Here is a 24,610-nt window from a genome sequence, read left to right as displayed (position 1 = left end):
TTAAAAGCACCATTGGTATTATTCACTTCTGATTGTCTGGCAGCTTGTTATACAATCAGCTTGTTGGAAAGGAACTGCATCTCATGCCTAAAGAAAGAAGCATTGAAACAGAAGTAGGCGGCTTTATATCGACTTTACTGCGAAAGCACTTCGGGAAAGGCCCTACTTCTATTTATGTAACGATTAAACGACCATATATTATTATGCACTTCAGGGGTTTCACTACTACGATGGAAAAAATCCTGCTGAAACAGAACGAATGGAAACGTGTATTGGAAACACGCGATTTACTGGTAGATGAACTAAAACCGATCATTAGCCAGCAGCTGAAAGATATCGGGGGATGGACGTTTGAAGAGTTTTATGTGGATTGGAATTTAAATTTGGAAACCGGCACATTCCTCGCCATTACAGATGATAAGCAAGAGCCCAATGATTTTGAATGGCCAACGGACTTCCCAAAAAAAGCTTTTGAAATGAAACTTGAAAACGTAAGTAAATCCCTGCACCGGGACCCGGATCAAACAGCAGCCCATTGGGTCAACGACCGGACATTACTGATCCAGTGGTCAGGAGTCTTAACGGAAATTGAAAAAGCATTAATAAAAGATGGACACAGTGAAATCCTTAAATTCACAAAACGGCCGCTTGAACGGTCAATACTTGAAGAAGCAGGTTTCGAATCTGTATTTGAACGGCGTATCCAGGTAATATTTCTCGATTGGGATTATGATTCAAATATCGGCTATGTTGTTATTGTCCTGGATGCAAAAAAATAAGGTAATACACATTACTCAACTAAAATCCGGTTTGCAGACACTAGCAAACCGGATTTTAAGTGTACGTAAAGATCAATTGACATCCCCTAGATAAACCCTTTCTGTTTTACCGTCAAGCAATTGCTGGACAGGTTCAACAATTGCTTTGGGATAGATTCGGTAATTCGCCAATTCTTCAAGAGGCAGCCACACAATACCTACTTGGTGTGAATCCGGATTGGTCGGCGGCAGAAAGTCAGCTGCTATTGAGTGAGGTTCGCAGCGGAAATAGTATTCGATTTGGTGGACCGCTGAATCGAAGGAGGCGTGTTCATGGTTTTTGCCGATGTATTCACGAATATGGAGCAGTTCTTTTACATCGACATCTGCCCCCGCTTCTTCGAGGCATTCTCTTATCAAGGCTTCTGTTAACGTTTCCCCGTGCTCCTGCCCGCCACCGGGAAATAAATAAAAAAAGCCTTCTCCATCTATATTTTTGGTCAGCAATAACCTGTCATTTTCTATTATGACTGCTTTTGCTGAATTTCTGATATTCATCTTTCATTTCTCCTTTTTCAGCTGCTGCACTATCCACATCGCTGCATCCAGCACGTCTTCTGCAATGTGGTCCGGTTCAATGCCTGGCCAATGATCTTTGAATTTGGTAAGAGATCCTTCGCCTCTCCCCGTTTTTACCAACACCATCCGTGTCCCTGCCCGACTTGCCGCAAGCATATCCGATCCCCCGGTGTCCCCCACTACAAAACTTTTTTCAAGGTCCAGCTGAAGTTCCTGTTTAGCCTGTTCAAGCAAACCAATATTCGGTTTTCGGCAATCACAATCGTCTTTCGGATGGTGAGGACAATAATAAATAGCATCAATATATGCCGAATGGGCAGCCAATTCAGTTTTCATCCGTGTAAATCCTTCGAGCAGCTCTTCTTCTGTAAAATAGCCTCTTCCGATCCGAGACTGGTTAGTAAACAGTACTACTTTCACACCTTCATTATTTAATGCTTTAACAGCTTCAGGCGCAAAATCGAACATCTCAAATTTATCGGGATGAGTGCCATAGCCGTCACCGCCAAGTGTTCCATCACGATCAAGAAATACAGCTTTCATTGTCATCAACTCCGCTACTGAAATATAGTTCAATGATTTTTAACTATTTACAAGGAATCGGCCCAAAACTTCTGCGTACAACTCCGGCTGCTCGTCATGCACCAGATGGGAAGCAAAAGGGACGATGGAAATGTGAACATTTCCTTGCTCCCTTCTGTATTCAATTGCACTAAGGGATTCATTCGTGCTGCTTTCACCGGCAATCACCAGGACAGGAGAAGAAACTTGGCTTAAATCGCCGGTTTCATTAAAAGGATACCAATCTTCAGATTTACCCAAATCGATAAACCTTTTCCAGTCGGGTCCATGAAGATCAGTAAAATAGGAAGCAGCCTCTTCATTGTTCAATAATCCAGCTTGCATTTCGACATCCTGCTGGTGCAGGCTATGCCAATTGTCCGGTTTTTGTTTCGTTACACCTGATATGGTTAAGGTTTTTACTTTGGCCGGAAAACGTTTTGCAAAAACTATGGCAACCAGTGCACCTAATGAAGCCCCGACTATATGTGCTGACTGAAGACCAAGCTTTTCAAAAGTTTCATACAGATCTTGGGCAGAATCCTCAAAGAAATTGCTAATGTCCGCTGCAGTCGATTTTCCATGCCCTCTCAGATCGGGCGATATTACTTGGTAGTGTTCACTGAATACTGCTTGTTGCGCAATAAAATCAGTTGCAGCAGTTTGAAGTCCTGTATGAAGGAAAACAAGTGCCTCGCCGCTCCCTTTTGTTACAGTATGTAAAATCATTTAAGCGTTCTCCTCCATGTCCCATTATTAGCGATTTGAAAGCTGCCGCAATATCGCAAGGGTCACATCTTCTTTGGAACCACTGCCATCGACCATAAAATCCGAATTCGGTTTGATATCCGCCAGCATTTGCAGGTATGCCGCTCTTCCCTCTTTTGCATAAAATTCAATGTCCGAGATTATTTCGGTGCCGGAGCTGCCGGCAAAGTCTCTTGCTATTCGCCTTGAAAGGGCTATGTCCAATGGTGTATCGATGAAAATTGTAAAATCCATATACGGACTGGAATCGTGGTGTAAACGGGCAAAGGGAAAATCCAGGACAATAAAGTCCAGGGGTTCTGCAAGCAGTTTCCTGATGTCCTTGAGCATCGGCTCAAGGTTCCATTCGTTATAATCCGTTCCGCGATGGAGCCATTGCAGTAAATCATCTGGTCCTTGAAAGTCATAATCATCGAAATATAAAGCTTTAGCATTCGGCAATTGGTCTGTTACATTGGCTGCCGCTGTCGTTTTTCCGCCGCCTGACACACTGGCGATCGCTATTATTTTTGGGGAGCTTTTAGTTTTCATTGGCTACCTGCCTCTCCTGCAGTTAAATCTACCTTTTAATCATACCTGAAGATTCGCAATGAAAAAACAAAATGTAGGAATTATCCGAAAATATGATAGAGCAAACAGAATATTAACCAATTAAAAAGAAGATGCCGGGTGGGCATCTTCAAGATGAAAGTAAGCTTTTTGGGTCAATTTTTCTCTTATAAATATTCCTTCTCGATATTGCGCGTGCTGCGGACTGTGTCTATTGGACGCACCATTTTTTCGATCCGCTCACGTTGTGTTTCCAGGAATGGCGGCAAACTGAGTTTTTCGCCTAAAGTTTCATAAGGCTCATCTCCCAAGAATCCAGGGCCGTCAGTTGCCCATTCAAAAAGAATTCCCGGCGCTACTCGTGCATACAGTGACTCGAAGAAGAAACGGTCTACGTAGCCGGAGGTGCCAAAGCCGGCAGCCTGCATATGATCGATCCATTCATTCAGTACCGAAGTATCATGGACGCGGAACGCTGTATGGTGAACAGTACCAAACCCTTGTTGTCCTGCAGGAAGAATTGCATTGTACTCGACGATAACCTGGGCGCCGTTTCCGCCTTCGCCCATTTCAAATAAGTGCAAGGATCCTTCTTTGGCGATTTCACGCATCATCATCACTTTTTCCAGTACTTCTTTCAAGTAATCAAATTGCGCTATCCGGATATGGATCGGCCCTAAACCGGTGATTGCGAATTCCAGGGGCACCGGACCGTTTTGCCACGGCGTACCCGACTCCACTCCTTCGTTCCGTTCATCTGACACAAGCATATATTGCTGATCGTCAAAATCGACAAACGATAGGGTCTTCTTACCGAATAACTCCTTGATGCCTGAATGTTTCACTTCGTACTTGGCAAAACGCTTCACCCAGTAATCCAACGCTGCGTCAGAAGGAACACGGAAAGCAGTCTTGTATATTTCGTTTGTACCGTGCGTTCCTTTTGGAATGCCAGGGAAATCGAAAAATGTCATATCGGTTCCCGCTGAACCTTTGTCATCGGCAAAAAACAGATGATAAGTTTGGATATCGTCCTGATTGACTGTTTTCTTCACGAGCCGCATACCCAATACATAAGTGAAAAACTCATAATTTTTTTCTGCGCTGCTTGTTATTGCCGTAACGTGGTGGATTCCTTTTAATTCATTCATTATAAAATCTCTCCTTCTAATTGGGTTTGTATCTCGAATTACAGACAATATCAAGTTAAAAAAATTTAGCTTTTCAATGCCTGGTAACCCACTTTTTTCAAGTCGCTTATGATTGCCTCTGTTTCATCAGTGTTCAGCTCTTCAAACAAGCGGTTCACCTTTGCCTCATGTTCAGGCCAGATCCGTTCCATTAATGCCTGTCCTTCTTCTGTCAATTCAGCGTACGTGACGCGGCGGTCTTTGGAGCATTCGGATCGCCTTACATATTTTTTTGTTTCCAGTTTATCAATTACATAGGTGATGCTGCTGCTGGCGATCAAGACTTTTTTACCGATGGATTGTATCGGTTGTCTGCCCTGATGATACAGCAATTCGAGAACAGAAAATTCCGTTGGATTCATTCCGTTCGTTGCTGCGTCGCTTTTGATAACTTCCCGTATGGCGTCTGCCGCGCGGATAATAACAGTCACAGCCTTTAAATTACGGTTTGCGACTTCCATGCTCCTCACCTCTTTTATTTATAATTCGTATATCTTTAATTCAAGATAATCATATCATGCTGATTCTAAGACGTCAACCGAACGGCCTGGGTTGACCTCTCTCCTGTGTGGTCATAAGAAAAAAGCAGTTTTGCTTTCACTGACAAAAATTCTTGTGTATAATTTTAAGTAATCAAATAGAAGACAATGTTTTCTAGGGTTCCGCAAGCTTTTGCTTGGACTGGTCCGAGAGAAAACGCACAGCTTGCTGTGACACGGAAGGACAAAAGCCTGGGAGAAACTGTTTAACAGTTGCTCCCGGCTTTTTTATTTTGAGATGGAGGTTTTTATAGTGAATATTGAATGGGTGAAAGTCTATATTGCCGCTTTTTTTGAAGTTTTCTGGGTGATTGGATTAAAGCACGCCGAAGGCTTTTGGCCATGGACGGGTACAGTGATTGCAATCATCATCAGTTTCTATCTGATGATCATGGCCGGACGGAAGCTGCCCGTGGGTACGGTGTACGCTGTTTTTGTTGGAATGGGGACGGCAGGAACAGTGATTGCCGATATCCTCTTATTCGGAGAACCGCTGCAAATGGCTAAACTTCTGCTGATCGGAATTTTACTGGCTGGTGTAGTGGGTCTGAAACTGATTACGGATGACTATCCGGAAAAAGGAGTTGAATCGTAATGGCATGGCTTTCTCTGCTTGCCGCCGGGATATTCGAAATGGCCGGTGTGGCGATGATTAATAAATGGCATAATGATCGAAAGTGGCAATCCTTTTTACTGCTGCTGTTGGGATTCGGTTTAAGTTTCCTATTTTTATCCTTTGCCATGGAAACGCTGCCGATGAGTACGGCGTATGCTGTCTGGACGGGAATCGGTGCATCCGGCGGTGCCATCCTTGGCATGCTTTTCTATAATGAAGCAAAAGATTGGAAACGGATTTTATTTATCGCAATGGTGCTCGGTTCAGCCGTCGGTTTAAAACTCGTTTCATAAACTTAAAATATTTTAAAAGGAAGGTTTCCTGAATATCCAGGGAACCTTCCTTTTATAGTGTTTTAATATTCTCCCGATTGCAATGTTGCATAAAGCTCATCCGGTGTAGCCGCTCCTGCATATTCCAGTGCATTCATACCGTCTGCTCCTGACAGATAAGGATCGGCACCATATTCCATCAGGATCAGCGCTGTTTGAGTGTCTCCGTACATAATGGCATTGGTCAAAGCTGTAGCATAGTCATCAGCCGTATTGACGTCTGCCCCAGCGTCAATGAGATGGGCAACAATATCGGACTGTCCGGAATACACAGCATACATTAAAGCATCTGATCCTTCAGAATCACGAGCGAGGAGATCTTCCCCGTCAGCAAGCGCACGGTCGATGGCAGTGATATCGCCTGCCGAAGCAGCTGACATCAATTCCGTCTGTCCTTCATACGAATAATCTTCACTATAGAAAGAATCTTCTTCTATGGAATAAGGGTCCGGAAATTCGTTGGCGAATTGGGAAAATACCAGCGTGCCGCCTGCCAACAGCAAGATACTGATAAAGTATACAGCCATTCCCGCTCCGCCGATCAGCATCATGCCAAAAACGATCTTGCCATGGTCCGGTGTATAGAGACGTTCCCCACTGCCTTCAAACTGCTGAATTGCCTGTATGCGTTTTGGCAGGCGTGGATGAGAAGAAAGCACTTCACTCAGCCATACAAAACCGTTTGATTCTGTCCGGATCTGTTCTCGGTAGGCATCGTCGTTCACTTCCACATACATTTTTTTGCCGATTCCCAGAAGTGTCAGGGCCCGTTTTGCCGCCGGCGCATTTTGAATAAGATAAGCTGCATGGCGGTCGCAGGTATATTCACATGAACGGCTGTAAGCCTGGCTTAAAAACGGGATAAACCCGGCCGGCATAAGCAGAATGTTTTTCCAGACATGGCGGCGTTTGATGTGTGCCAGCTCATGCGCAATGATAAAATCAAGCTCCTCTTTACCTTGTTCCCGTGCCAATTCAAAAACCTCCGAATACAACACCACCATATCCCTGCCAAAAAAGCGGGTGGCAAAAGCATTCAATGCCCCTTCTGACTGAATGACAAAAACATCGGGAACATTTTTCAAGCCAATTTGTTTAGAGAGTGACTGCACGCTTTCATAGACATCCGGAAATTGTCTTTCGTGTATGCGAACGCCATTGCCGCGGATTGAACCAAGCATCATGGCGTTAGCGAATAGCATTAAAGCAAAAACACCCAATGCAATTGCAATTCCGATAACTGATACAAGAACCAGGATATAGACTGAAATACTGAATACTAAACTGATGATGAAATAAGCTGTCTCTCTGTTTGACTGAATAGCTGTATGATTCATCCCTTTCTCCCCTTCAACATGAAATATCTTACATATAATAGCACAATATGCCTAAAAAGAAACTATAAATTTGATGTATTCAAAAAAGCATCAAAAAAAGCAATATCCCTCCAATATAGTGGAAGAATATTGCTCATGAGTAAAATCGTAACCGCAGGTTTATTTAGTAGTGCAGATCCTCACAGAAGCGGAAGCTGGTGGAATAGATCAATGCTCAACAAACTGTAAATCGGTTTGGTTCACATATAATTCGATTGCTTGTGCCGGTTCCAGTTCTTCTGCCTCTTCGCGGGATAAGGTGCATTCCAACTGCTGGTTCCCTGCTAGTATCTGAGCTATATAAGAACCTTGTTTGAATTTTAATTTGCTGACTTTGCCTTTTAGATGCACTGAATCATTTTGTGGCTTACTGCTCGAAGTTATAGGGCGCAATACTTCCGGCCGCAAAATCAAAAAATGTTTGCCGTCAATTATCGGTTTACCCGTGTGGAATTCTATGCCGCTGTCTTCAGATGCGAAATGACCAGCTCTGATATTGCCCTTGATAATATTTTTCAAGCCCAGAAAAGAAGCGACTTTTGTACTGGCAGGCTGCTCGTATAATTCCGTTGGTGTGCCTACCTGGAGTAACCGGCCATCACTCATGATCCCGATGCGATCGGATATTTCAAAAGCTTCTTCCCGGTCATGGGTAACGAACAGCACTGTCACCTCCAGTTCTCTTTGGATCCCGCTAAGCAGTTCTCTCATGTCTTCCCGAAGGCCCGGATCAAGCGCGCTGAAAGGTTCATCCATCAGCAAAACCCGCGGCTTGGCGACAAGCGCCCTTGCCAGCGCTGCACGCTGTTGCTGGCCGCCGCTCAGTTCCTCGGGGAAACGGCCTTCATATCCTGCAAGTCCTACCATCTCCAGCATCCGGGTCGCTTCGAATTGGCGTTCTTTTTTGGCGACTTTTTGCATTTTCAGTCCGAATGACACATTATCACCGATTGTCATATGGGGAAACAGCAAAGGCTCCTGGAATACCATGGAAAAGCGTCGCGATTCGGGTGGTATCAGTGTAATATCTATGTTCCCGAAGCGAATTTTCCCTGCATCCGGCTGCAATAAACCTGCCGTAAGTTTGAGAAGCGTGGTTTTGCCGCAGCCGGAAGGTCCCAGCAGTGAAACAAACTCACCTTCATGAATAGCAAGATCAATCGGTTCAAGGGCGAAAGACTCTTTTTGGCCAGTTTCAGCTGTCATATACTTTTTCTCGATTTGTTCGATGCGTAAACCGTTCATCTCTTCACTCCCTTAACCTTTAGAACTGACGGATTCTTTGTTTGATAGTATTTCTTTAAGACTGCATCCATTGCCAATAAAGCCAGAATGGCCATACCGGCGAACAGCAGCGAATAGGCCGATGCAACCGCGGGATCACCGCCGCTGATAAACGGAAACAAAAGAATGGGCAAGGTTACGACCTGGCCAGAACCGATGATAAAAGTTATCAGGTATTGGCTTAAGGAAATAAGGATGCTCAAACTTGCGCCAGCAGCGATTCCTGGCAGCAAATGCGGCAAAACAACGTAATAGAAACGAAGAAACGGCCCCGCTCCCAGCATGCGCGCCTGGTTTTCCCAGTCCACCGATAAAGTGTTGTAACTGATCATCACAGCACGCACCATATAAGGAAGTGTCGGTGAGAGATGCGCCAGCACGACGCCAAGAATTGTTTCCGTCAAGCCGAGCCTCAGGAAAGTCAGATGGATTCCCATAACAGCGACAAATGGCGGAATGATGATAGGGGCAAAAAGAATAGCTTCCGCAAACCACTTCCCCTTGAATTGAAAGCGCACCAAAGCGTTGGCTGCCGGCACCGCAAGCAGAACATTGATAACCGTCACAATCACTGCAATCAGTAAACTGGTGCCAATTGATTGCCATGTCCTCGAACTGCCGAAAAGCACATACTCCCAGGCTCGAAAACTGTATGACTCAGGAAATAATACGGGCCATTGCCAACCGGTGGCTACGCTCGACAGCAGTAGAGCGATAAAAGGAATGCCGATGAATAAGAATAATAAAAGAGAGAGAATAATTTTCAGGGGCGAAAACACCTGTTTCATCATTGCCACCCCTTCGTTACATTCCAGCGCTTGCTGAAGTAATAGGCGATCAGGCCGAGAACAATGGTCATCAACGCCAGAATGATATTTACAGCCAAAGCTTCCGGCCGGTCAGCCAATGTTCCGCTTGTATAGAGCTGAAAAGAGTAGACCGGCAGCATACTTGGATAAGTGACGCCAAGCAAAAATGGAATTTCAAAAGCTGAGAATGTAAAGACGAAAACGATGAAGACAGCTATGATCCATGACGGCATCATAATCGGCAAGGCAATTTCGCGTATAAAACTTAAATTCCCTGCACCGTAGACACGGGATACATCCCGCCACGAATCCCGAATCCTCGCCAACACAGGATAAACCATCAGCAAGACAAAAGGGACTTCTTTCCACGTATAAGCAAGTATGATGCCCCAGCCGAATGGGTCGTTGACGAGAACCGGAAAATCAGTGATTTGATCAATTATGCCGACTGTTGCCAGCAATTTGGAGAAGAGGCCGCTTTGCATGAATAACAGTACGATTACATAGCCGGCCACCAGATGCGGTATAGTCAGCGGCAGCTGAAATAACCGCTGCCACAGCCGAGATTCCTTCGCTTTCGTTGATTGGTTCATCATGAATAGCGCTATAGCAAGCATGCCGCCTAATATTCCCGCTAATAAGGAAGAAATTGCTGCAACCCTTAAAGTGAGGCTGAGTGATTCCCAAAAGCTGTCAGAACTTAATAACTCAGTATACGCAGTGAGATGCAATTGTCGTTCTCCGATTGCTGGAAAATATCCTAAGCTTTTCAGCATTCCGTCAAAAAGCCCTCCGAAAAAAAGGAGGACTATCGCGCCGGTGGCTGGCAGCAGCAAAAGATAGGGCTTACTCTTTTGCCACATTTTCCATCCACCCTTTTTCTATGATTTCTATATAATCCGAAGACAGTTCAGGCAAGCGATTGCTTTCCAATTCCTCCAAAGGAAGCGTCGCTCCTCCAAGATCCACCTCGTTCATCGCCTGTTGTTGCTCTGGTGATAATTTTTCCAGGTCCAGCGCTGATAAATCGCCCCAATTTTCCGGTGACAATTTAGCAGTCTGTGCTTCCGGTGACAACATTTCATTGATGGCCACCATGGCTCCTGCTTTATCGGACGAATTGAACGGGATAGAAAGGAAATGCGTATTGGCAAGCGTTCCTGCGTCTAACAGGAAGGTGCGTGTAGACTCGGGAAACCGCCCTTGCAGCACTTCACTGGCGGCAAGAGCCGGGTCGTAGCTCATCGTCATCGCCACTTCCCCGCTCGCATAAAGCTGATCGAGTTTTGACAGGCTTTCCGGGTATGTCTCCCCTTCACGCCATAAATATGGTTCAATGTCATTCAAGTAATCCCACATCGGTTCCAGTCGGGATTCAAGGTCGTCGATTTCAGCAGCCGGTTGTTCGTATTGTTCGTAACCGCCTGTTGTTTCGTAGAGGACGTGTCGGATAAAAGCGCTGCCGGTAAAGTCAGGCAAGGCGGGATACGTAAACTGCCCAGGGTTTTCATGAACCCATTCGGCCAGTTCATCCATGGAGCCTGGAGGATTTTCCACTTTGTTTTCATCCCGGACAAGTACAAATTGCGCTTTGCCCCACGGTGCTTCAAGCCCTTCAACCGGTTCCCCGAAATCATGTGAGATTTCAGGAGCATCCTGATCTATGTACTCATTGAAATTGGGCAATTGACCGGCAAAGTCGCCAAAAAGCAAACCGTTGTCTTTTGCGGCTTTAAAATTTTCGCCATTGATCCAGATGATGTCCATGCTGCCAGCCGTCTTGCCAGCTGATTTTTCATCCAGCAATTGGCTGATAAAATCCTGCGCATCGCTCACCGGGACACGGGTAAGCTCAATATCATGCAGTTCTTTCAAGCGCGGTGCCACCCATTCATCCAGGTAACGGTTGATATTGTCATTGCCGCCCCACATATACATATTCACTTCCTGCCCTTTGGCCGTATCGGTGATTTCCTGCCAGTCGGATGCAAGAAGTTCGCCTGCTCCCTGTGCAGCATCCTTGTCAGATTGCGCGGAACAGGCCGCCAGCATAAAAGCCAGCAGCACAGGCGCGGTTAAAGTTTTGATTTTCATTGTGTTCACTTCCTAAGTCCATTATAAATTTCTTATTCAAGATCTTCTTTCCGCTTGTTTATCCAGCGTTTACGAAAATAGACTGGAAGAATGGTAAGCAGAATAAACACACTGCTGGCCAAAAGGATCATTTTCGGATTGCCGCTGGCGGCACTGCTCCCTAAAAAGTTATAGGCGAAAGTGCCCGGGATGATGCCGATCAGCGTTGCTGATGTGAATGAGCCGAAACGGACCTTGGCAAAAGCAGCCAGGTAGCTGATCAAATCAAAATTGATGATGGGGATCAATCGGAAAATCAAAACATATAAAAAACCGTTTTGTTCCATTTGCTGTTGGATCTTTGCTGCATTGCCGTCCCAATCTTTCTTAATGATTTTTTTCCCGAGCCATCTGGCAACTGCGTATGAAAGTATCGCTCCACTGACAGCACCGATTATAGTGTAAAAAGTACCCAGCCAGACACCAAAAACCAGACCTCCGGCAAGCGATAACAGCGATGCCGGGAAAAAGATCAAAGGCCTGACCGTGTAGAAGATGATGTAGACCACCGGCGCCCATATGCCGTAAGATTCAATCCAAGTGCGCAAGTCGTCTATGCTCACATCAAATACGGCACGTCCGAGCCAGACGGCAAGACCCAATACTGCCAGTACCAGCAGCCATTTTAAGACTAGAAAAATGGTCGCTCTGCTCACTGGCTGCGATTATGTGAAGCAATGCTCAAATATCTTTTCCGCATCTCTTCATAACGCTTAAGGTTAACTCCGGCATCAGACGTACCAACGCGTGAAGCTGAACGAAACTCAATTTGCTGCGCCGCATCGTTAAAATAGAATTCCAGGTCATCCTTGAACTTGAACGTCTTCGATTTAGCAATGGCATGCAGATAATTTTCCTCTTCCTGAACAATCTCAACACCCCGATAACCTTTGAGCATGCCAATCAGGCATTTTTTGGCTTGTTGGCGACTGCCCGTATATGGCATAGCTGGAACGTATTTATCTTTTGATTTGGTCTGAGAGGAAACTGCATTTGGAGTAATCGGAACTTCTTTAAGCCGGCCATTCTCTACTCCAAGTTTAGGTTTGACATTGTTCTTGATGGCCATATTGGCAATTCCGATTCCCGCAGCAGCCGCTGCTCCATATATTCCGATTTTTTCTGCAGGCAATTCACCGGATCTGGCTTTATTGAAAGTTTTGACTACCGGTTGATTCAATAAATTGTCTACATACACCTTCTTGCCGATTTTCACAAGGACTTCGCTGTAGGTCGGATATGGATGGATGACACCGGATAGTTTCCCCATATTTATGTGGAGGGATTTGATGGTCTGAATCTGGCTGATTATTTCTCCGGCACGGTCACCAAGAATGCTCGCTCCCAGGATATAGCCTTTTTTATCAAGAATCATTTTCACGGTACCGATACTGCCTTTTTTTGTATTGGCACGGTCGATATCAGCATATTCATGTTCATAAACGCGGATCTCATCACCGTATTTCTGGCGGGCTTCCTCTTCCGATAAGCCGGATCTGCCAAGTTCCGGATCCGTATAAGTGCACCAAGTTACATGTTCATAATCGATTTTTTTATTGATTGGCAGAATGGCGTTCTGTGTCGCCGTTATGCCCTGGTAGTTTGCCATATGCGACAATTGATAAGGACCGACAACATCACCGATAGCATAAACGCCTTTAGCAGTTGTTTCTAAATGATCATCTACATGAATACTCTTCGAATCATATTTCACGCCTGCTTTTTCAAGGTCATAGCCTTCCACATTCGCTTTGCGTCCGAGAGCAACCAGGAGGGCATCATTGGTAAGTGTCGTCTCTTTGCCATCTTTTTCAATGACCAAATCGATTTTGTCTCCCTGCGGTGCCGCTTTTACCGCAGTGGCAGACGTATGGATCACTACGCCTTCATCGAGCAGACGCTGTTGAATCATGAGAACTTGGTCTTTCTCATCTTTTGGCAGGATCCGCTCGAATTTTTCCACAAGCGTCACTTTTACGCCGAGTCGGTTCAATGCCTGACTCAGCTCAACGCCGATTGCACCGCCGCCGAGGATTGTCATCGTTTTTGGAAAAGATTTCAGGTCGAAAATGGTTTCATTCGTTAAATAAGATGTTTTCTCCAATCCGTCAATCGGAGGAACGAGTGGAGAAGATCCGGTGGAAAGGATGATTTTTTTAGCTTCAATACGTTCGCCTTCAACTTCCACGGCATGCGGTTCTACGAATTTTGCGTAGCCATTGACGAAGTCGATGCCGGACTCCTGTAAAACTTCAGGGGATTCACCCGCATATACTTTTTGGATGACATCCTGAATATCTTTCAGTACAACTGACGTATCGACCTGAAGATTTGGGGTGTATTTTTTTGCATGATGAACTTCTTCAGCAATATTAATCAAAGACTTGCTTGGAATACAGCCTGACCACGTACACTCCCCGCCCGGCAGGCTTTTATCAATTAAAACCACTTTTTTCGAAAATCCGGCGGCTGTAAATGCTGCAGTCAGTCCAGCTGCTCCTGCTCCGATTACGGCAATGTCGTATTTTTTTACCAATTCTACCAATTCCTTTCATCAGTAAGTTGCTTCTAGTTTATACATAAAAATTAAAAAAATTCGCTTATTTACACTTGGGCACAATACCTATAGCTTTAAGGGATTCACTTTTTCAGAGTATAATTGTGGGATTGGCAAACAAAGATATACTATACTGAGGACAACTTGAAAACGAAAAGGTGATTTTATGCTTGATACACATGCGCGAAAACATGTTCAGCCTGTTATCGAAAAGACCGCAGATTTTTTACTGCGACTCGGTTTGACGGCTGATGCCGTAACGAAGATCGCTTTTGTGACCGGCCTTTCTTCCGGTGTTTTCATCTATCTGGATCATCCTTTCTGGGCGATATTCGCTCTTTGGTTTTCCGGCTATCTTGATGTGGTTGACGGAACGATGGCACGGAAAACAAAGCCTTCATCATGGGGCACTTTACTGGACATCAGCTTCGACAGGATGGTTGAAATCAGCGTTATTCTGGGGCTGGCTTTCCGTTTCCCGGAATCGATGTGGGCGCTGCTGCTGTTAAGTGTCTCCATCATAATTGCCATGACCGTATTTCTGACTGTTGGTGCCTTGTCGGATAAACAAGGGATGAAATCTTTCTATTACCAAGCAGGATTGGCTGAAAGAACAGAAGGTTTTATTCTCTTTACCCTAATGATTGCTTTTTCAACATATTTAACTGCCATTACTTTGATTTTTTTGGCGATGCAAGTCATCACTATTTATCAGCGAATGGCTGAAGCCAGAAAGATATTGAAATAACTTGGAGGCGATAGTATGAGGACGCTCATTTTGGTTGGAGGCGGACATGCACACCTGCATTGTCTCTCCCAGATTGCTGCTGATCTGCCTTCAGACTGCCGTGCCGTGTTGATCTCCCCTTCCGAATATCAATATTATTCCGGAATGTTTTCTGGGTTTACAGAGGATAACTATGATCTGGAAGATATCCGGATTGACTTGAAACGGCTCTGTAAAAATATCGGAGCGGACTTTATAACCGGTCAAGTTATTGCGGTGGACGCAAAAAATAGACGGCTTACCTGTGCTGATGGATCTGTTTATGATTATGATTTGCTATCGTTTGATATTGGTTCCACTACAGGAATACCACAAGAAATGAAACCACAGATTTCTTCCATTAAACCGAATTATCTTTTCCCAGAACAGTTAAAACGGATCCGGGAGACTCCGAATCCGGTGGTCGTGGGCGGCGGCGCATCAGGTGTTGAACTGGCATTTTCCATTCATGCCTGGAGGAAACAGCATCAGCTTCCATTAAATTTAACTCTAATAAGTTCATCCCCCCTCCTCTCTGGGTTACATAACAGGATTGCAAACAGCATCGAATCGATCGCCAGCGAAAAAGGGTTGCTTTTTTTCACCGGTGAATCCGTTGAGGAAATTTCAACTGATGCTGTTACCACAAGTTCCGGGCAATCGTTTCCGCAATCCGAAGTGCTCTGGCTCACAGGCCCAAAAAGTTTCAGCCTCTTCCAGGATTCCGGTATCAAGACGGATGGCAGCGGCTTTCTTCTTGTTAATAAGTATTTGCAAAGTGTGATGCATCCTGAAATTTTCGGTGCCGGAGACTGCATTGCAATCGAGCACTACCCATCCATACCCAAAAATGGCGTTTACGCGGTCAGACAAGGACCGGTCCTTTGGGAAAACTTGAGGAACCGATTGGATGCCGGGGAGCTGAAATCTTTTACTCCCCAAAAACGGTATATTTCCATTCTTTCTACAGGCGGTGGAGAAGCTTTTTTGACTTATGGACGGTTTTCGATGCACGGCAAACTCCCTTGGCGGCTCAAACAGTGCATTGACCGGAAATTCATGAAGCAATATAAAAGTATTTATGAATAATTTGGCAAATACCTCATGCTGTTTATGTTAATTTGCATAGAATTAGGGGTATAGAAAGAGCAATACGCGAACATAATGGAGGAGGAAACAGAATGGACTCAACAATATGGTGGTGGATTGCACTTGGTATCCTAGTGCTGGGATTGATTATTGCAATAATCGGCGTGGTATTGTTCATCAAAGGTATGAAAGAACCGATGAAGAAGATTAAAGGATCAGCTGATAATCTGAAAGAACGCGTCGATGGTTTGAATTTGGAAGTTACCACCCTTACCCATACGGCTACTGAACTGCAAGAGGAAATTGCAGTGAAATCCGAAAAAGTTAGCGTCCTGGTGGACGCAGCAAAAGGAACCATGAATTCAGTTGTCGATATGAACGCGGCTGTGCGGGCAATTACCGACAGAATCATTACCCGGTCAGAAAACGATCCGCAGAACAAACGTCAGGTGAAACGCCTAACCAATACAGCTGACAGCATCATCCATTTGCCGCAAAATCTGCAGACCATCAATCCTGATGCAGAAAATGAAAACTACGATACACTGTATTTCGGGAAAGTACGTTAAGACATTAAAGCAAGGCAGCCTTTTACGGCTGCTTTTTTCATGCCGAAATTCAAGGGTAGAATCTCCTGTCCCTCCCTTGCTCTACCGTCTTTTAATCTGCCTCTACATACTGTGACCATTAATCAAATAATATTGATTTATTAGTTGCCAACCTTAGAAAGATGACATACAATTAATTCATCAAATAAATTTGATTTATCAGAAAGGACGTAGTGGTTATGGCAGCTGTATCCGAGTCAACCAAAAATAAAAAAGACGAATTGGAAGAATTGGCCCTGAAATACAAGGCATTGGCCGATCCAAAACGCCTCGAAATACTAAATAAAATTTGCCTGAAAAGTTCTGCCTGTGTCTGTGATCTGACGGAAGAAATGGATCTTCCCCAGTCAAAATTATCGTATCACCTAAAGATTTTATTGAATGCCGGCTTACTGGATAAAGAAGCACGAGGAACCTGGAGCTTCTATTCAATCAACCAGCGTGAAATGGACCGATTGATCTCCAACCAAATCTGTAACGTAATTACTCCATCCTGTTAAAGGATGGATCAGTTTTTAGTTTATTAATCAAAAAAAATTGATTAAGGAGTGAGTATCATGAAAAAAGAACTTTTACCGGTAGCAATCATCGGTGGTGGCCCGGTCGGGTTGGCTGCAGCGGCCCAGCTGTCTTTAAAAAGAAGGCCTTTTATATTGTTTGAAGCCGGTACAGCGTTGGGGACAAATTTTCTGGACTATGAACATGTCCGTCTGTTTTCAACATGGCGTTATAATATGGATTCAGCAGCGAAAAAACTTCTCGAAATGCATGGCAAAAAACTGCCCGATGAAGAACTTCTTCCTTTAGCTGCCGAAATAGTGGCTGATTACCTTAAGCCACTTGGTGAACTTCCTGAAATCGCACCTTATGTACACCTGAACAGTAAGGTCATCCATATCTCCCGAAGCGGATTGGATAAGATGAAAGACTATAACCGCGAAAACAAGCCATTCCTGTTGATTGTCGAAAATGAAGGCCTATACAAAGAATACGAAGCGGGAGCTGTCATAGATGCTACTGGTACATGGCAAAACCCGAATCCCTTGGTTTCCGGTGGCATGCAGCAAAAAGAATATACATTCCATTCCCGGCTCCCTGACATCTTAAATAAGGATCGCGCCACTTTTTCAGGTAAGAATATTGCAGTAGCCGGGAGCGGCCATTCCGCATTCAATACGATACTGGACTTGCTCGAACTTCAAAAATCTTCACCCGAAACAGAAATCACTTGGCTCGTACGAGGAAAAGTACAGCAATCCTTATTTGGCGGCGGCCACACAGACCAGCTGGCAGCCAGAGGAGAACTCGGCAATAGAATGAAAGAAAGTGTGGATGCCGGCATGCTTAGAGTAGAAGAAGAATGTTTCATCCGGCAAATTGAGCGAGATGAAAATAATCGGATGCTGCTTACAACCAGCCAGAAAGATAAAAGTAAAACCCTTGGTCCCTATGATGAAGTGATTGCCAATACAGGATCCCGTCCGGATTTCTCTTTTCTCCGTGAAATTCGCTACCAGTCAGATCCATCGCTTGAAAGTGTCCCTGCGCTGGCTCCACTCATCGACCCGAATGTTCACAGCTGCGGAACAGTACGGCCACATGGCGAAGAGGAATTGCGCCAGCCTGAAAAGGATTTTTACATTGTCGGAGCGAAAAGCTATGGGCGGGCACCCACTTTTCTGCTTGCCACCGGCTATGAACAGATCCGTTCAGTTGTGGCTTATCTGACTGGGGATCTTGAGGCATCGAAAAAAGTGGAATTATCATTGCCTGAAACAGGCGTATGCAGCTCTCGCCCTATCAAGCTGCAACAACTTGCAGCTAATTCCGGCAAAGCATGTTGTTGAAGGTTAGAAGGAGCTCTTAAGCGAGAGCTGCTTTACAAAATATCGAATGCTTAAAACTGCAGTTCAACTTATATAGTTGTTTAACAGCTGCGATTTATGTGTAAAAGAACAAACATAAGAAACAATAATATTAGCTGCAGAGAGAAGGTCCTAACTGATCAGCAGTGCCCAACATCCTGACTCCGAATCTTCCGAATGCAGAGAAGCGGTTTGAGAAAGGGGAGGACTCTTTTGATATACAAAGCCCATGACGGCCAAGCCAATTACGGAGAGTCGATCGGCATATTATTGCTTGACACATTTGTCCCTTTTATCCCTGGGGATGTGGGAAATGCATCCACCTTCCCTTTTCCTGTCCGTTATCAGAAGATTGATGGATTAACTTATCGGAAATTACAGGAGCAAAAAGAAAAAGCTCTCCCTCAACTCATTGAAGCTGGACGGCAATTAGAAAGAGCGGGAGTAAAAGCGGTAACTGCAGACTGCGGTTTTATGATTCCCTACCAAGCCGAAATAGCCATGGCTTTACGCATTCCTGTGTTCACTTCAAGTCTTTTGCAAGTGACTTTTATCGAAAAAATCATCAGCAGGCAAAATAAAGTGGGGATAATCACCGCTGAATCTGATCAGCTCGATGATTCTTTGTTAATTGCCGCCGGTGCCTCGGCGGAAAGAGTTGAAATCATCGGTATGGAAAATAAATTGCATTTCTCACAGGCAATTCTGGATGAGGCAGGAACCCTTAACAGTGAACAAGTGGAAAAAGAAACAGTGGAAGCAGCACGTGAACTGGTACTTCGGGAACCAACCGTCTCCACAATTTTACTGGAATGCAGTTCCCTCGCTCCATATGCCAAAGCCGTGCAAAATGCGGTCCAGCTGCCGGTTTTCGATTATATTACCATGATTGAATTTGTTCATCGGAGTCTGGTGAAATTGGATATTCAAGGCTTCATGTAAAGAATATTGCCCGCAGTTATCTTTATCATATTTTGCCAAGCTGCCAGTTGCCGGTATCTCATCGGTGACTGGTTATTTATTTTGCAACGAAACAATACATAATAGTTAAACCTCCCCATTAAAGGAAGCGATTAATAGTTTACATAATAATAATATATATACATAAGAACTTGCTTATGTATTATAAATTAAACAAAAAAACGGTAAAAAAATACCCCCCAGCCGGGAGGTATTAGAGACTACTCTTTCACTTGTTTCAGGTAAACATCCAGCACTTTGCCATCAGAAGATTCATCAAGCACAAATGAACCATTTGAATAACGGTCTACAGGTTTAAGGTTAGCAGCTGGAAGAGTCAAACGAATATTTTTCGCTGTTTCCAGGATGATCTCCTCACCGCCTGTTACCCCATGAACCGAGATGACGCGATGCGGATTTGACTTCAGCTCACGCAGCATGACTACCCCTCGCTTGGCTCGGCTGCCTGTTTCAAATTCGGTTATACGCATTTTCTTGGCTGCCCCTCGCTGTGTTACGAGGATAAGATCCTGTTTAATTTCAGCGTCGAGCAAGACCGCTGATACAGCGAAATCTTTATCTTTCAAGTTAACACCTTTTACTCCAGCTGTCCGCAAGCCGGTCAAAGGAATTTCTTCAATCGGAAAACGTACACCATAAGCATGGTTTGTACCAATGAACAATTCGGTTTCCTTTGTAACCAGTCCTGCAAAAATCATCGAATCATCTTTTTTCAGATTCATCGTTTTGATTGCCCGCGAATATCGCTGCACCTGATAATCCTTAAGCGCTGAACGCTTGACTTGGCCATATTGGGAAACGGTTAGTATGCTGGCATCTGCATCAAAGTTTTCAAAAGGATAAACCGCAAGAATCGATTCGTCAGATTCCAGCTGGACGATACTGGACAAATGCTGTCCAAGGTCCTTCCATTTGATATCCGGCAATTCATTGATCGGCTGATAGACGAAATTGCCTTTTGTTGTGAAGATCAAAATGGTGTGCTGCGTATTGAGGTTTCCTTCAAACAACAGATGATCGGATTCCTTCATTGCGAAATCGCGTCCATTGGAAGCAGCATGTGACCTTGTGCTCGTGCGTTTCACATAGCCCTCTTTTGTAACAGTTACGACTACTTCTTCACTTGGAATCATCACTTCACGTGTAATCGTGATTTCTTCGATTTTCTCTTCAATCACTGACCTGCGTGGTTCAGCAAATTGTTTACGCACGCCGGCAAGCTCTTTTTTGATGACATTTTTCAATTTGGTGGCGCTTGTCAAAATGCCTGTCAATTCTTCGATCAGTTTTTTTAGAGAAGCTTCTTCTTTTTGAAGCTCCGTAATATCGGTATTGGTTAATCTGTAAAGCTGTAAGGAAACGATGGCTTCAGCCTGTGCTTCAGAAAACGAGAAGGACTCGATCAAATTGTTTTTGGCATCCCGCTTATCTTTTGAAGCCCGGATTGTTTTGATGACTTTATCCAGTATGGACAAAGCCTTCATCAAACCTTCAACAATATGCATGCGGTCTTTTGCTTTATGCAGATCGAATTCAGAGCGTTTCGTTACAATTTCTTTTTGGTGCGCAATATAGGCATCCAGCAATGTCTGCAAAGTCATCATCGTCGGACGGCGTTTGTAGATGGCGACCATATTGAAGTTATAGCTCACCTGCAGATCCGTATTTTTATAAAGATAGTTTAGGATGCCTGCTGCCTGGACGTCTTTCTTCAGTTCTATGACAATGCGCAAGCCGCTTCTGTCGGATTCATCCCGGACCTCCGAAATTCCATCAAGTTTACGGTCGAAGCGCTGGTCATCGATTTTTTTAATCATCGTCGCTTTATTGACTTCGAACGGAATTTCAGTGATGACAATCTGTTCTTTTCCGCCTTTCAACGGTTCAATGTCAGCTTTTGAACGGACGATAATTTTTCCTTTACCGGTTTCATAAGCTTTTTTGATTCCGTCAACACCCTGGATAATTCCGCCTGTCGGGAAATCCGGACCTTTGATGACTTTCATCAATTCATCGACTGTCGCGTCTGGATTGTCCATCCGCATTAATACTGCGTCCAGCACTTCATGCAGGGCATGTGGCGGAATGTCGGTAGCATATCCAGCAGAGATACCGGTAGAGCCGTTCACCAATAAATTCGGGAAACGGGCTGGCAGAACAGTGGGTTCCATATCCGAATCATCGAAGTTCGGAATGAAATCAACTGTCCGCTTATCGATATCACGCAGCAATTCGCCCGAAATTGCGGATAGGCGGGCTTCTGTATAACGCATAGCGGCTGGTGAATCACCGTCCATGGAACCGTTATTGCCGTGCATTTCAACAAGCATATGCCGTATTTTCCAGTCCTGGCTCAAACGTACCATGGCTTCGTATACAGAGCTGTCACCATGCGGATGATAATTTCCGATAACGTTTCCGACAGTTTTAGCGGATTTACGGAAAGCTTTTTCATTGGTGTTGCCTTCGTGGTACATCGCGTAAAGAATTCGGCGCTGTACGGGTTTTAACCCATCACGGGCATCCGGCAATGCACGGTCCTGAATGATGTATTTACTGTAACGCCCAAACCGATCGCCGATGACTTCTTCTAATGGCAGATCCTGAAAACGTTCGATTTGCGTCATACGAGTTCCTCCTCAGCGTGGATCAGGTCGTTCTCCAGAATATTGCTGTCTTCTTCCAAACCGAAGTCGACATTATTCTCGATCCACTTTCTTCTTGGTTCGACTTTATCACCCATCAACGTGGTAATGCGGCGTTCGGCACGAGCCCCGTCTTCAATGGTTACACGGATTAATGTCCGTGTTTCCGGGTTCATTGTCGTTTCCCATAATTGATCGGCATTCATCTCGCCGAGACCTTTATAGCGTTGCAGCATATAGCCTTTGCCAACTTTTTTCGTCGATGCCTCCAGATCAGCTTCCGTCCAGGCATAATCGACAACTTCTTTTTTACCGATGCCCTTAGAAACTTTATAGAGCGGCGGCAAGGCAATAAACACTTTGCCTGCTTCAATGAGCGGTTTCATGTAGCGGTAGAAGAATGTCAGCAAAAGAACCTGAATATGCGCACCATCCGTATCGGCATCGGTCATTATGATGACTTTGTTATAAGCAATATCGTCAATTGAAAAATCAGAAGAGACTCCCCCGCCAATTGCATGGATGATCGTCGAGATTTCTTCGTTTTTCATAATTTCCTCTAGTTTCGCTTTTTCTGTGTTGACCACTTTACCCCGAAGAGGCAATATGGCCTGGAATGTGCGGTCGCGCCCTTGTTTGGCTGAACCGCCGGCAGAGTCACCCTCCACCAGATACAGCTCGTTCTTAGCAGCATTGCGTGATTGTGCAGGCGTCAATTTACCGGACAACAGCATGTCAGATTTCTTGCGTTTTTTGCCGTTCCGCGCATCTTCACGAGCTTTCCGGGCGGCTAAACGGGCTTGTGATGCACGAATCGCTTTTCGGACCAATGATGCGCTGAGGTCTGCGTTTTCTTCCAGGAAGTACATCAATTTCTGCGATACGACTGAATCTACAATGCTGCGTGCTTCGCTTGTACCAAGTTTACTTTTTGTCTGGCCCTCGAATTGCAGCAAAGCCTCCGGAATCCGGACAGAAACAATCGCCGCTATCCCTTCACGGATATCGGAACCTTCGAGATTTTTATCTTTATCTTTCAATAGATTGATTTTCCGCGCATAATCATTGAAAACGCGGGTCATCGCAGCTTTTGCCCCTGTTTCATGTGTGCCGCCGTCCCGGGTGCGGACGTTATTGACAAATGACAGGATGGTTTCCGAGTAACCATCATTGAACTGGAACGAAAATTCGACTTCCAATTCATCTTGCTTGCCTTCGATATAAGCCACTTTATGCAGTGTATCTTTTTCTTCGTTCAAGTATTCAACAAAGGCTTCGATCCCAGTTTCGTAAAAGAATTCCTCAAAACGCTCTTCTTCAGCACGTTTATCGGTAAGTTCAATTTTTAATCCTTTTAATAAAAACGCAGATTCACGTAAACGTTCACTCAACGTTTCGTAATTGTATTTTGTAGCAGAAAAAATAGCCGGATCCGGACGGAAATGGAGATTTGTGCCGCTCTCCTTTGTCGTGCCGATTTCTTCCAGTGTAGTGGCGGGCTTGCCGCCATTTTCGAAAAGCTGACGGTATTTCTTGCCGTCTCGGTGAATGGTAACTTCCAGGTATTCTGACAGGGCGTTGACAACTGAAGCACCAACACCGTGCAGTCCTCCACTGGTTTTATAGCCTCCCTGCCCGAATTTCCCGCCGGCATGGAGAACAGTCAAAATAACCTCAGGCGTCGGTTTTCCGCTGCGGTGCATGCCAGTCGGCATACCGCGGCCGTAATCACGGACGCTGATGCTGTTATCTTCGTGTATGGTCACGCTGATTTTGTCACCAAATCCAGCCAATGCTTCATCAACCGAGTTATCAACTATTTCATAGACCAAATGATGAAGGCCCCGTGTATCCGTTGAACCGATATACATACCAGGGCGCTTTCTTACGGCATCTAAGCCTTCAAGTACCTGGATCGCTTCTTCGTTGTATGCCGTATTCTTCGTTTTTGCCATCTAATTCCCTCCAACAAACATCTGTTCGCATGTCTCTATCTTTTAATCGTATCGATAACTCCGGCATCTGTCAATAACCATAGAAAAAGAGCGCCAGGCGCCCTTTTCCTCTATCTTGCTTATTTAAGGATGGCGTGTTCGACTTTGATGCAGCGGTCCATAATGACCGTGTATCCCTGTTCAGTCAGGCTTTTGAATACATTATCATCCACGACGTTCAATTGCGTCCAGAAAACGGGGCAATCGATTTCAATAAACTCTTCTGCCAGGTCTGTTAAAAACTCACTACGCCTGAAGACATTGACGATATCAACCGGCTCCGGAATCTCTTTCAATGAAGCGTAGCTTTTTTCACCCAATACTTCATCAGCAACAGGGTTGACCGGAATGATCCGGTATCCAGCTTTTTGCATCGCCTCGGAAACCATATAGGATGTTCTGTTCGTGTTCGGACTGAGACCGACAACAGCGATGGTTTTGGCATTGTCCAAAACTTCCTTGATTTCTTCTCTGCTTGGATTGTTCATTGGGATCACCTGTCCTTTTTATTCTATCATTCTATCATACATGATATTCTCGCTGTTTCATAAAAATCCTGCAACTATTGTTTATAGATCTTTTTGCGTGTTAAACTGAGATTACTAAATAGA

Annotated in this window: 25 protein-coding genes and 1 riboswitch; of the genes, 9 read left to right on the top strand and 16 right to left on the bottom strand. The window is 44.8% G+C overall.

Going from position 1 to position 24,610, the window contains the following annotated elements; genetic code table 11:
- Positions 1–83 precede the first annotated feature (83 nt).
- Positions 84–779: a Na-translocating system protein MpsC family protein gene (locus tag DP120_RS12125; RefSeq protein WP_112223935.1), complete on the top strand. Its 696-nt coding sequence runs from the start codon at positions 84–86 to the stop codon at positions 777–779.
- A 72-nt stretch (positions 780–851) separates the two neighbouring features.
- On the opposite strand, the gene DP120_RS12120 is transcribed toward DP120_RS12125, so the two are convergent.
- The 6 genes from DP120_RS12120 to DP120_RS12095 form a co-directional block, all read right to left on the bottom strand.
- Positions 852–1,316 carry an NUDIX domain-containing protein gene (locus DP120_RS12120; RefSeq protein WP_112223934.1) on the bottom strand — a complete coding sequence of 155 codons (465 nt, stop codon included), beginning with the start codon at positions 1,314–1,316 and terminating at the stop codon, positions 852–854.
- 3 nt (positions 1,317–1,319) lie between these two features.
- On the bottom strand, positions 1,320–1,880 hold the full coding sequence (locus tag DP120_RS12115; protein WP_112223933.1) for a D-glycero-alpha-D-manno-heptose-1,7-bisphosphate 7-phosphatase: 561 nt from the start codon (positions 1,878–1,880) through the stop codon (positions 1,320–1,322).
- 39 nt (positions 1,881–1,919) lie between these two features.
- Positions 1,920–2,627: an alpha/beta fold hydrolase gene (locus DP120_RS12110; RefSeq protein ID WP_112223932.1), complete on the bottom strand. Its 708-nt coding sequence runs from the start codon at positions 2,625–2,627 to the stop codon at positions 1,920–1,922.
- Positions 2,628–2,654: 27 nt separating this feature from the next.
- Entirely contained in the window at positions 2,655–3,197 is a 543-nt protein-coding gene (locus tag DP120_RS12105) for a nucleoside/nucleotide kinase family protein (protein ID WP_112223931.1), read from the bottom strand.
- A gap of 185 nt (positions 3,198–3,382) precedes the next feature.
- Positions 3,383–4,366: a ring-cleaving dioxygenase gene (locus DP120_RS12100; protein WP_112223930.1), complete on the bottom strand. Its 984-nt coding sequence runs from the start codon at positions 4,364–4,366 to the stop codon at positions 3,383–3,385.
- A gap of 65 nt (positions 4,367–4,431) precedes the next feature.
- Positions 4,432–4,866, bottom strand: a complete 435-nt coding sequence (locus tag DP120_RS12095; protein WP_112223929.1) for a MarR family winged helix-turn-helix transcriptional regulator — start codon at positions 4,864–4,866, stop codon at positions 4,432–4,434.
- A gap of 182 nt (positions 4,867–5,048) precedes the next feature.
- A riboswitch (guanidine-I (ykkC/yxkD leader) is annotated at positions 5,049–5,145 on the top strand.
- A 52-nt stretch (positions 5,146–5,197) separates the two neighbouring features.
- On the opposite strand from DP120_RS12095, the gene DP120_RS12090 reads away from it, so the two are divergent.
- The gene (locus tag DP120_RS12090; protein WP_112223928.1) at positions 5,198–5,539 is read left to right on the top strand and encodes a DMT family transporter; all 342 of its coding nucleotides are present in this window, start codon (positions 5,198–5,200) and stop codon (positions 5,537–5,539) included.
- Positions 5,539–5,853, top strand: a complete 315-nt coding sequence (locus tag DP120_RS12085) for a DMT family transporter (RefSeq protein WP_112223927.1) — start codon at positions 5,539–5,541, stop codon at positions 5,851–5,853. Before DP120_RS12090 ends, DP120_RS12085 begins: the two co-directional genes overlap by 1 nt.
- 62 nt (positions 5,854–5,915) lie before the next feature.
- Here DP120_RS12085 and DP120_RS12080 read toward each other — a convergent pair whose 3' ends face one another.
- The 7 genes from DP120_RS12080 to DP120_RS12050 all read right to left on the bottom strand — a co-directional run bounded on the left by DP120_RS12080 (position 5,916) and on the right by DP120_RS12050 (position 14,039).
- Complete coding sequence (locus DP120_RS12080; RefSeq protein ID WP_112223926.1) at positions 5,916–7,229, bottom strand: M48 family metallopeptidase; 1,314 nt, start codon at positions 7,227–7,229, stop codon at positions 5,916–5,918.
- 207 nt (positions 7,230–7,436) lie between these two features.
- The gene (locus tag DP120_RS12075; protein WP_112223925.1) at positions 7,437–8,513 is read right to left on the bottom strand and encodes an ABC transporter ATP-binding protein; all 1,077 of its coding nucleotides are present in this window, start codon (positions 8,511–8,513) and stop codon (positions 7,437–7,439) included.
- Positions 8,510–9,340, bottom strand: a complete 831-nt coding sequence (locus tag DP120_RS12070; protein WP_112223924.1) for an ABC transporter permease — start codon at positions 9,338–9,340, stop codon at positions 8,510–8,512. Before DP120_RS12070 ends, DP120_RS12075 begins: the two co-directional genes overlap by 4 nt.
- Positions 9,340–10,137, bottom strand: coding sequence for an ABC transporter permease (locus DP120_RS12065; protein WP_233785903.1), 798 nt, complete (start codon positions 10,135–10,137; stop codon positions 9,340–9,342). The genes DP120_RS12070 and DP120_RS12065 overlap by 1 nt, the downstream gene beginning before the upstream one ends.
- Positions 10,138–10,207: 70 nt before the next feature.
- The gene (locus tag DP120_RS12060; RefSeq protein ID WP_112223922.1) at positions 10,208–11,455 is read right to left on the bottom strand and encodes an ABC transporter substrate-binding protein; all 1,248 of its coding nucleotides are present in this window, start codon (positions 11,453–11,455) and stop codon (positions 10,208–10,210) included.
- A gap of 32 nt (positions 11,456–11,487) precedes the next feature.
- Complete coding sequence (locus DP120_RS12055) at positions 11,488–12,150, bottom strand: TVP38/TMEM64 family protein (RefSeq protein WP_165843786.1); 663 nt, start codon at positions 12,148–12,150, stop codon at positions 11,488–11,490.
- Positions 12,147–14,039 (bottom strand): FAD-dependent oxidoreductase, encoded by a 1,893-nt coding sequence (locus DP120_RS12050; protein ID WP_240612014.1) that lies wholly within the window; start codon positions 14,037–14,039, stop codon positions 12,147–12,149. The genes DP120_RS12055 and DP120_RS12050 overlap by 4 nt, the downstream gene beginning before the upstream one ends.
- A 178-nt stretch (positions 14,040–14,217) precedes the next feature.
- Between DP120_RS12050 and DP120_RS12045 the strand changes: the two genes are divergently transcribed.
- From DP120_RS12045 to DP120_RS12020, 6 genes are all read left to right on the top strand, one after another.
- Positions 14,218–14,799 carry a CDP-alcohol phosphatidyltransferase family protein gene (locus DP120_RS12045; protein WP_112223920.1) on the top strand — a complete coding sequence of 194 codons (582 nt, stop codon included), beginning with the start codon at positions 14,218–14,220 and terminating at the stop codon, positions 14,797–14,799.
- Between the two features lie 15 nt (positions 14,800–14,814).
- Positions 14,815–15,906, top strand: a complete 1,092-nt coding sequence (locus tag DP120_RS12040; protein ID WP_112223919.1) for an FAD-dependent oxidoreductase — start codon at positions 14,815–14,817, stop codon at positions 15,904–15,906.
- A 92-nt stretch (positions 15,907–15,998) separates the two neighbouring features.
- On the top strand, positions 15,999–16,475 hold the full coding sequence (locus DP120_RS12035) for a DUF948 domain-containing protein (RefSeq protein WP_112223918.1): 477 nt from the start codon (positions 15,999–16,001) through the stop codon (positions 16,473–16,475).
- A 218-nt stretch (positions 16,476–16,693) separates the two neighbouring features.
- Positions 16,694–17,014, top strand: coding sequence for an ArsR/SmtB family transcription factor (locus tag DP120_RS12030; protein ID WP_112223917.1), 321 nt, complete (start codon positions 16,694–16,696; stop codon positions 17,012–17,014).
- A gap of 57 nt (positions 17,015–17,071) precedes the next feature.
- A complete protein-coding gene (locus tag DP120_RS12025) occupies positions 17,072–18,361 on the top strand; it encodes an NAD(P)-binding domain-containing protein (RefSeq protein ID WP_112223916.1) in 1,290 nt (429 codons plus the stop codon).
- Between the two features lie 231 nt (positions 18,362–18,592).
- A complete protein-coding gene (locus DP120_RS12020) occupies positions 18,593–19,321 on the top strand; it encodes an aspartate/glutamate racemase family protein (protein ID WP_112223915.1) in 729 nt (242 codons plus the stop codon).
- Between the two features lie 239 nt (positions 19,322–19,560).
- On the opposite strand, the gene parC is transcribed toward DP120_RS12020, so the two are convergent.
- The 3 genes from parC to DP120_RS12005 all read right to left on the bottom strand — a co-directional run bounded on the left by parC (position 19,561) and on the right by DP120_RS12005 (position 24,487).
- On the bottom strand, positions 19,561–21,987 hold the full coding sequence (gene parC / locus DP120_RS12015) for a DNA topoisomerase IV subunit A (RefSeq protein WP_112223914.1): 2,427 nt from the start codon (positions 21,985–21,987) through the stop codon (positions 19,561–19,563).
- On the bottom strand, positions 21,984–23,960 hold the full coding sequence (parE, locus tag DP120_RS12010) for a DNA topoisomerase IV subunit B (RefSeq protein ID WP_112223913.1): 1,977 nt from the start codon (positions 23,958–23,960) through the stop codon (positions 21,984–21,986). Before parE ends, parC begins: the two co-directional genes overlap by 4 nt.
- Positions 23,961–24,079: 119 nt before the next feature.
- The gene (locus DP120_RS12005; RefSeq protein WP_112223912.1) at positions 24,080–24,487 is read right to left on the bottom strand and encodes a CoA-binding protein; all 408 of its coding nucleotides are present in this window, start codon (positions 24,485–24,487) and stop codon (positions 24,080–24,082) included.
- Between the last annotated feature and the right edge of the window lie 123 nt (positions 24,488–24,610).

The organism is Planococcus halotolerans (assembly GCF_003289955.1).
GTDB lineage: Bacteria > Bacillota > Bacilli > Bacillales_A > Planococcaceae > Planococcus > Planococcus halotolerans.
Note: the sequence above shows the minus strand (reverse complement) of the source record. Positions and strands in the feature narration are given on the sequence as shown.

Excerpts from the sequence above, each read along its gene's own strand:
- parC (WP_112223914.1), bottom strand. The coding sequence starts at position 21,987 with ATGACGCAAATCGAACGTTTTCAGGATCTGCCATTAGAAGAAGTCATC.
- DP120_RS12070 (WP_112223924.1), bottom strand. The coding sequence starts at position 9,340 with ATGAAACAGGTGTTTTCGCCCCTGAAAATTATTCTCTCTCTTTTATTA.
- DP120_RS12110 (WP_112223932.1), bottom strand. The coding sequence starts at position 2,627 with ATGATTTTACATACTGTAACAAAAGGGAGCGGCGAGGCACTTGTTTTC.
- parE (WP_112223913.1), bottom strand. The coding sequence starts at position 23,960 with ATGGCAAAAACGAAGAATACGGCATACAACGAAGAAGCGATCCAGGTA.
- DP120_RS12115 (WP_112223933.1), bottom strand. The coding sequence starts at position 1,880 with ATGAAAGCTGTATTTCTTGATCGTGATGGAACACTTGGCGGTGACGGC.
- DP120_RS12005 (WP_112223912.1), bottom strand. The coding sequence starts at position 24,487 with ATGAACAATCCAAGCAGAGAAGAAATCAAGGAAGTTTTGGACAATGCC.
- DP120_RS12125 (WP_112223935.1), top strand. The coding sequence starts at position 84 with ATGCCTAAAGAAAGAAGCATTGAAACAGAAGTAGGCGGCTTTATATCG.
- DP120_RS12100 (WP_112223930.1), bottom strand. The coding sequence starts at position 4,366 with ATGAATGAATTAAAAGGAATCCACCACGTTACGGCAATAACAAGCAGC.
- DP120_RS12065 (WP_233785903.1), bottom strand. The coding sequence starts at position 10,137 with ATGCTGAAAAGCTTAGGATATTTTCCAGCAATCGGAGAACGACAATTG.
- DP120_RS12045 (WP_112223920.1), top strand. The coding sequence starts at position 14,218 with ATGCTTGATACACATGCGCGAAAACATGTTCAGCCTGTTATCGAAAAG.
- DP120_RS12120 (WP_112223934.1), bottom strand. The coding sequence starts at position 1,316 with ATGAATATCAGAAATTCAGCAAAAGCAGTCATAATAGAAAATGACAGG.
- DP120_RS12105 (WP_112223931.1), bottom strand. The coding sequence starts at position 3,197 with ATGAAAACTAAAAGCTCCCCAAAAATAATAGCGATCGCCAGTGTGTCA.
- DP120_RS12025 (WP_112223916.1), top strand. The coding sequence starts at position 17,072 with ATGAAAAAAGAACTTTTACCGGTAGCAATCATCGGTGGTGGCCCGGTC.
- DP120_RS12035 (WP_112223918.1), top strand. The coding sequence starts at position 15,999 with ATGGACTCAACAATATGGTGGTGGATTGCACTTGGTATCCTAGTGCTG.
- DP120_RS12085 (WP_112223927.1), top strand. The coding sequence starts at position 5,539 with ATGGCATGGCTTTCTCTGCTTGCCGCCGGGATATTCGAAATGGCCGGT.
- DP120_RS12030 (WP_112223917.1), top strand. The coding sequence starts at position 16,694 with ATGGCAGCTGTATCCGAGTCAACCAAAAATAAAAAAGACGAATTGGAA.
- DP120_RS12080 (WP_112223926.1), bottom strand. The coding sequence starts at position 7,229 with ATGAATCATACAGCTATTCAGTCAAACAGAGAGACAGCTTATTTCATC.
- DP120_RS12060 (WP_112223922.1), bottom strand. The coding sequence starts at position 11,455 with ATGAAAATCAAAACTTTAACCGCGCCTGTGCTGCTGGCTTTTATGCTG.
- DP120_RS12075 (WP_112223925.1), bottom strand. The coding sequence starts at position 8,513 with ATGAACGGTTTACGCATCGAACAAATCGAGAAAAAGTATATGACAGCT.
- DP120_RS12095 (WP_112223929.1), bottom strand. The coding sequence starts at position 4,866 with ATGGAAGTCGCAAACCGTAATTTAAAGGCTGTGACTGTTATTATCCGC.
- DP120_RS12040 (WP_112223919.1), top strand. The coding sequence starts at position 14,815 with ATGAGGACGCTCATTTTGGTTGGAGGCGGACATGCACACCTGCATTGT.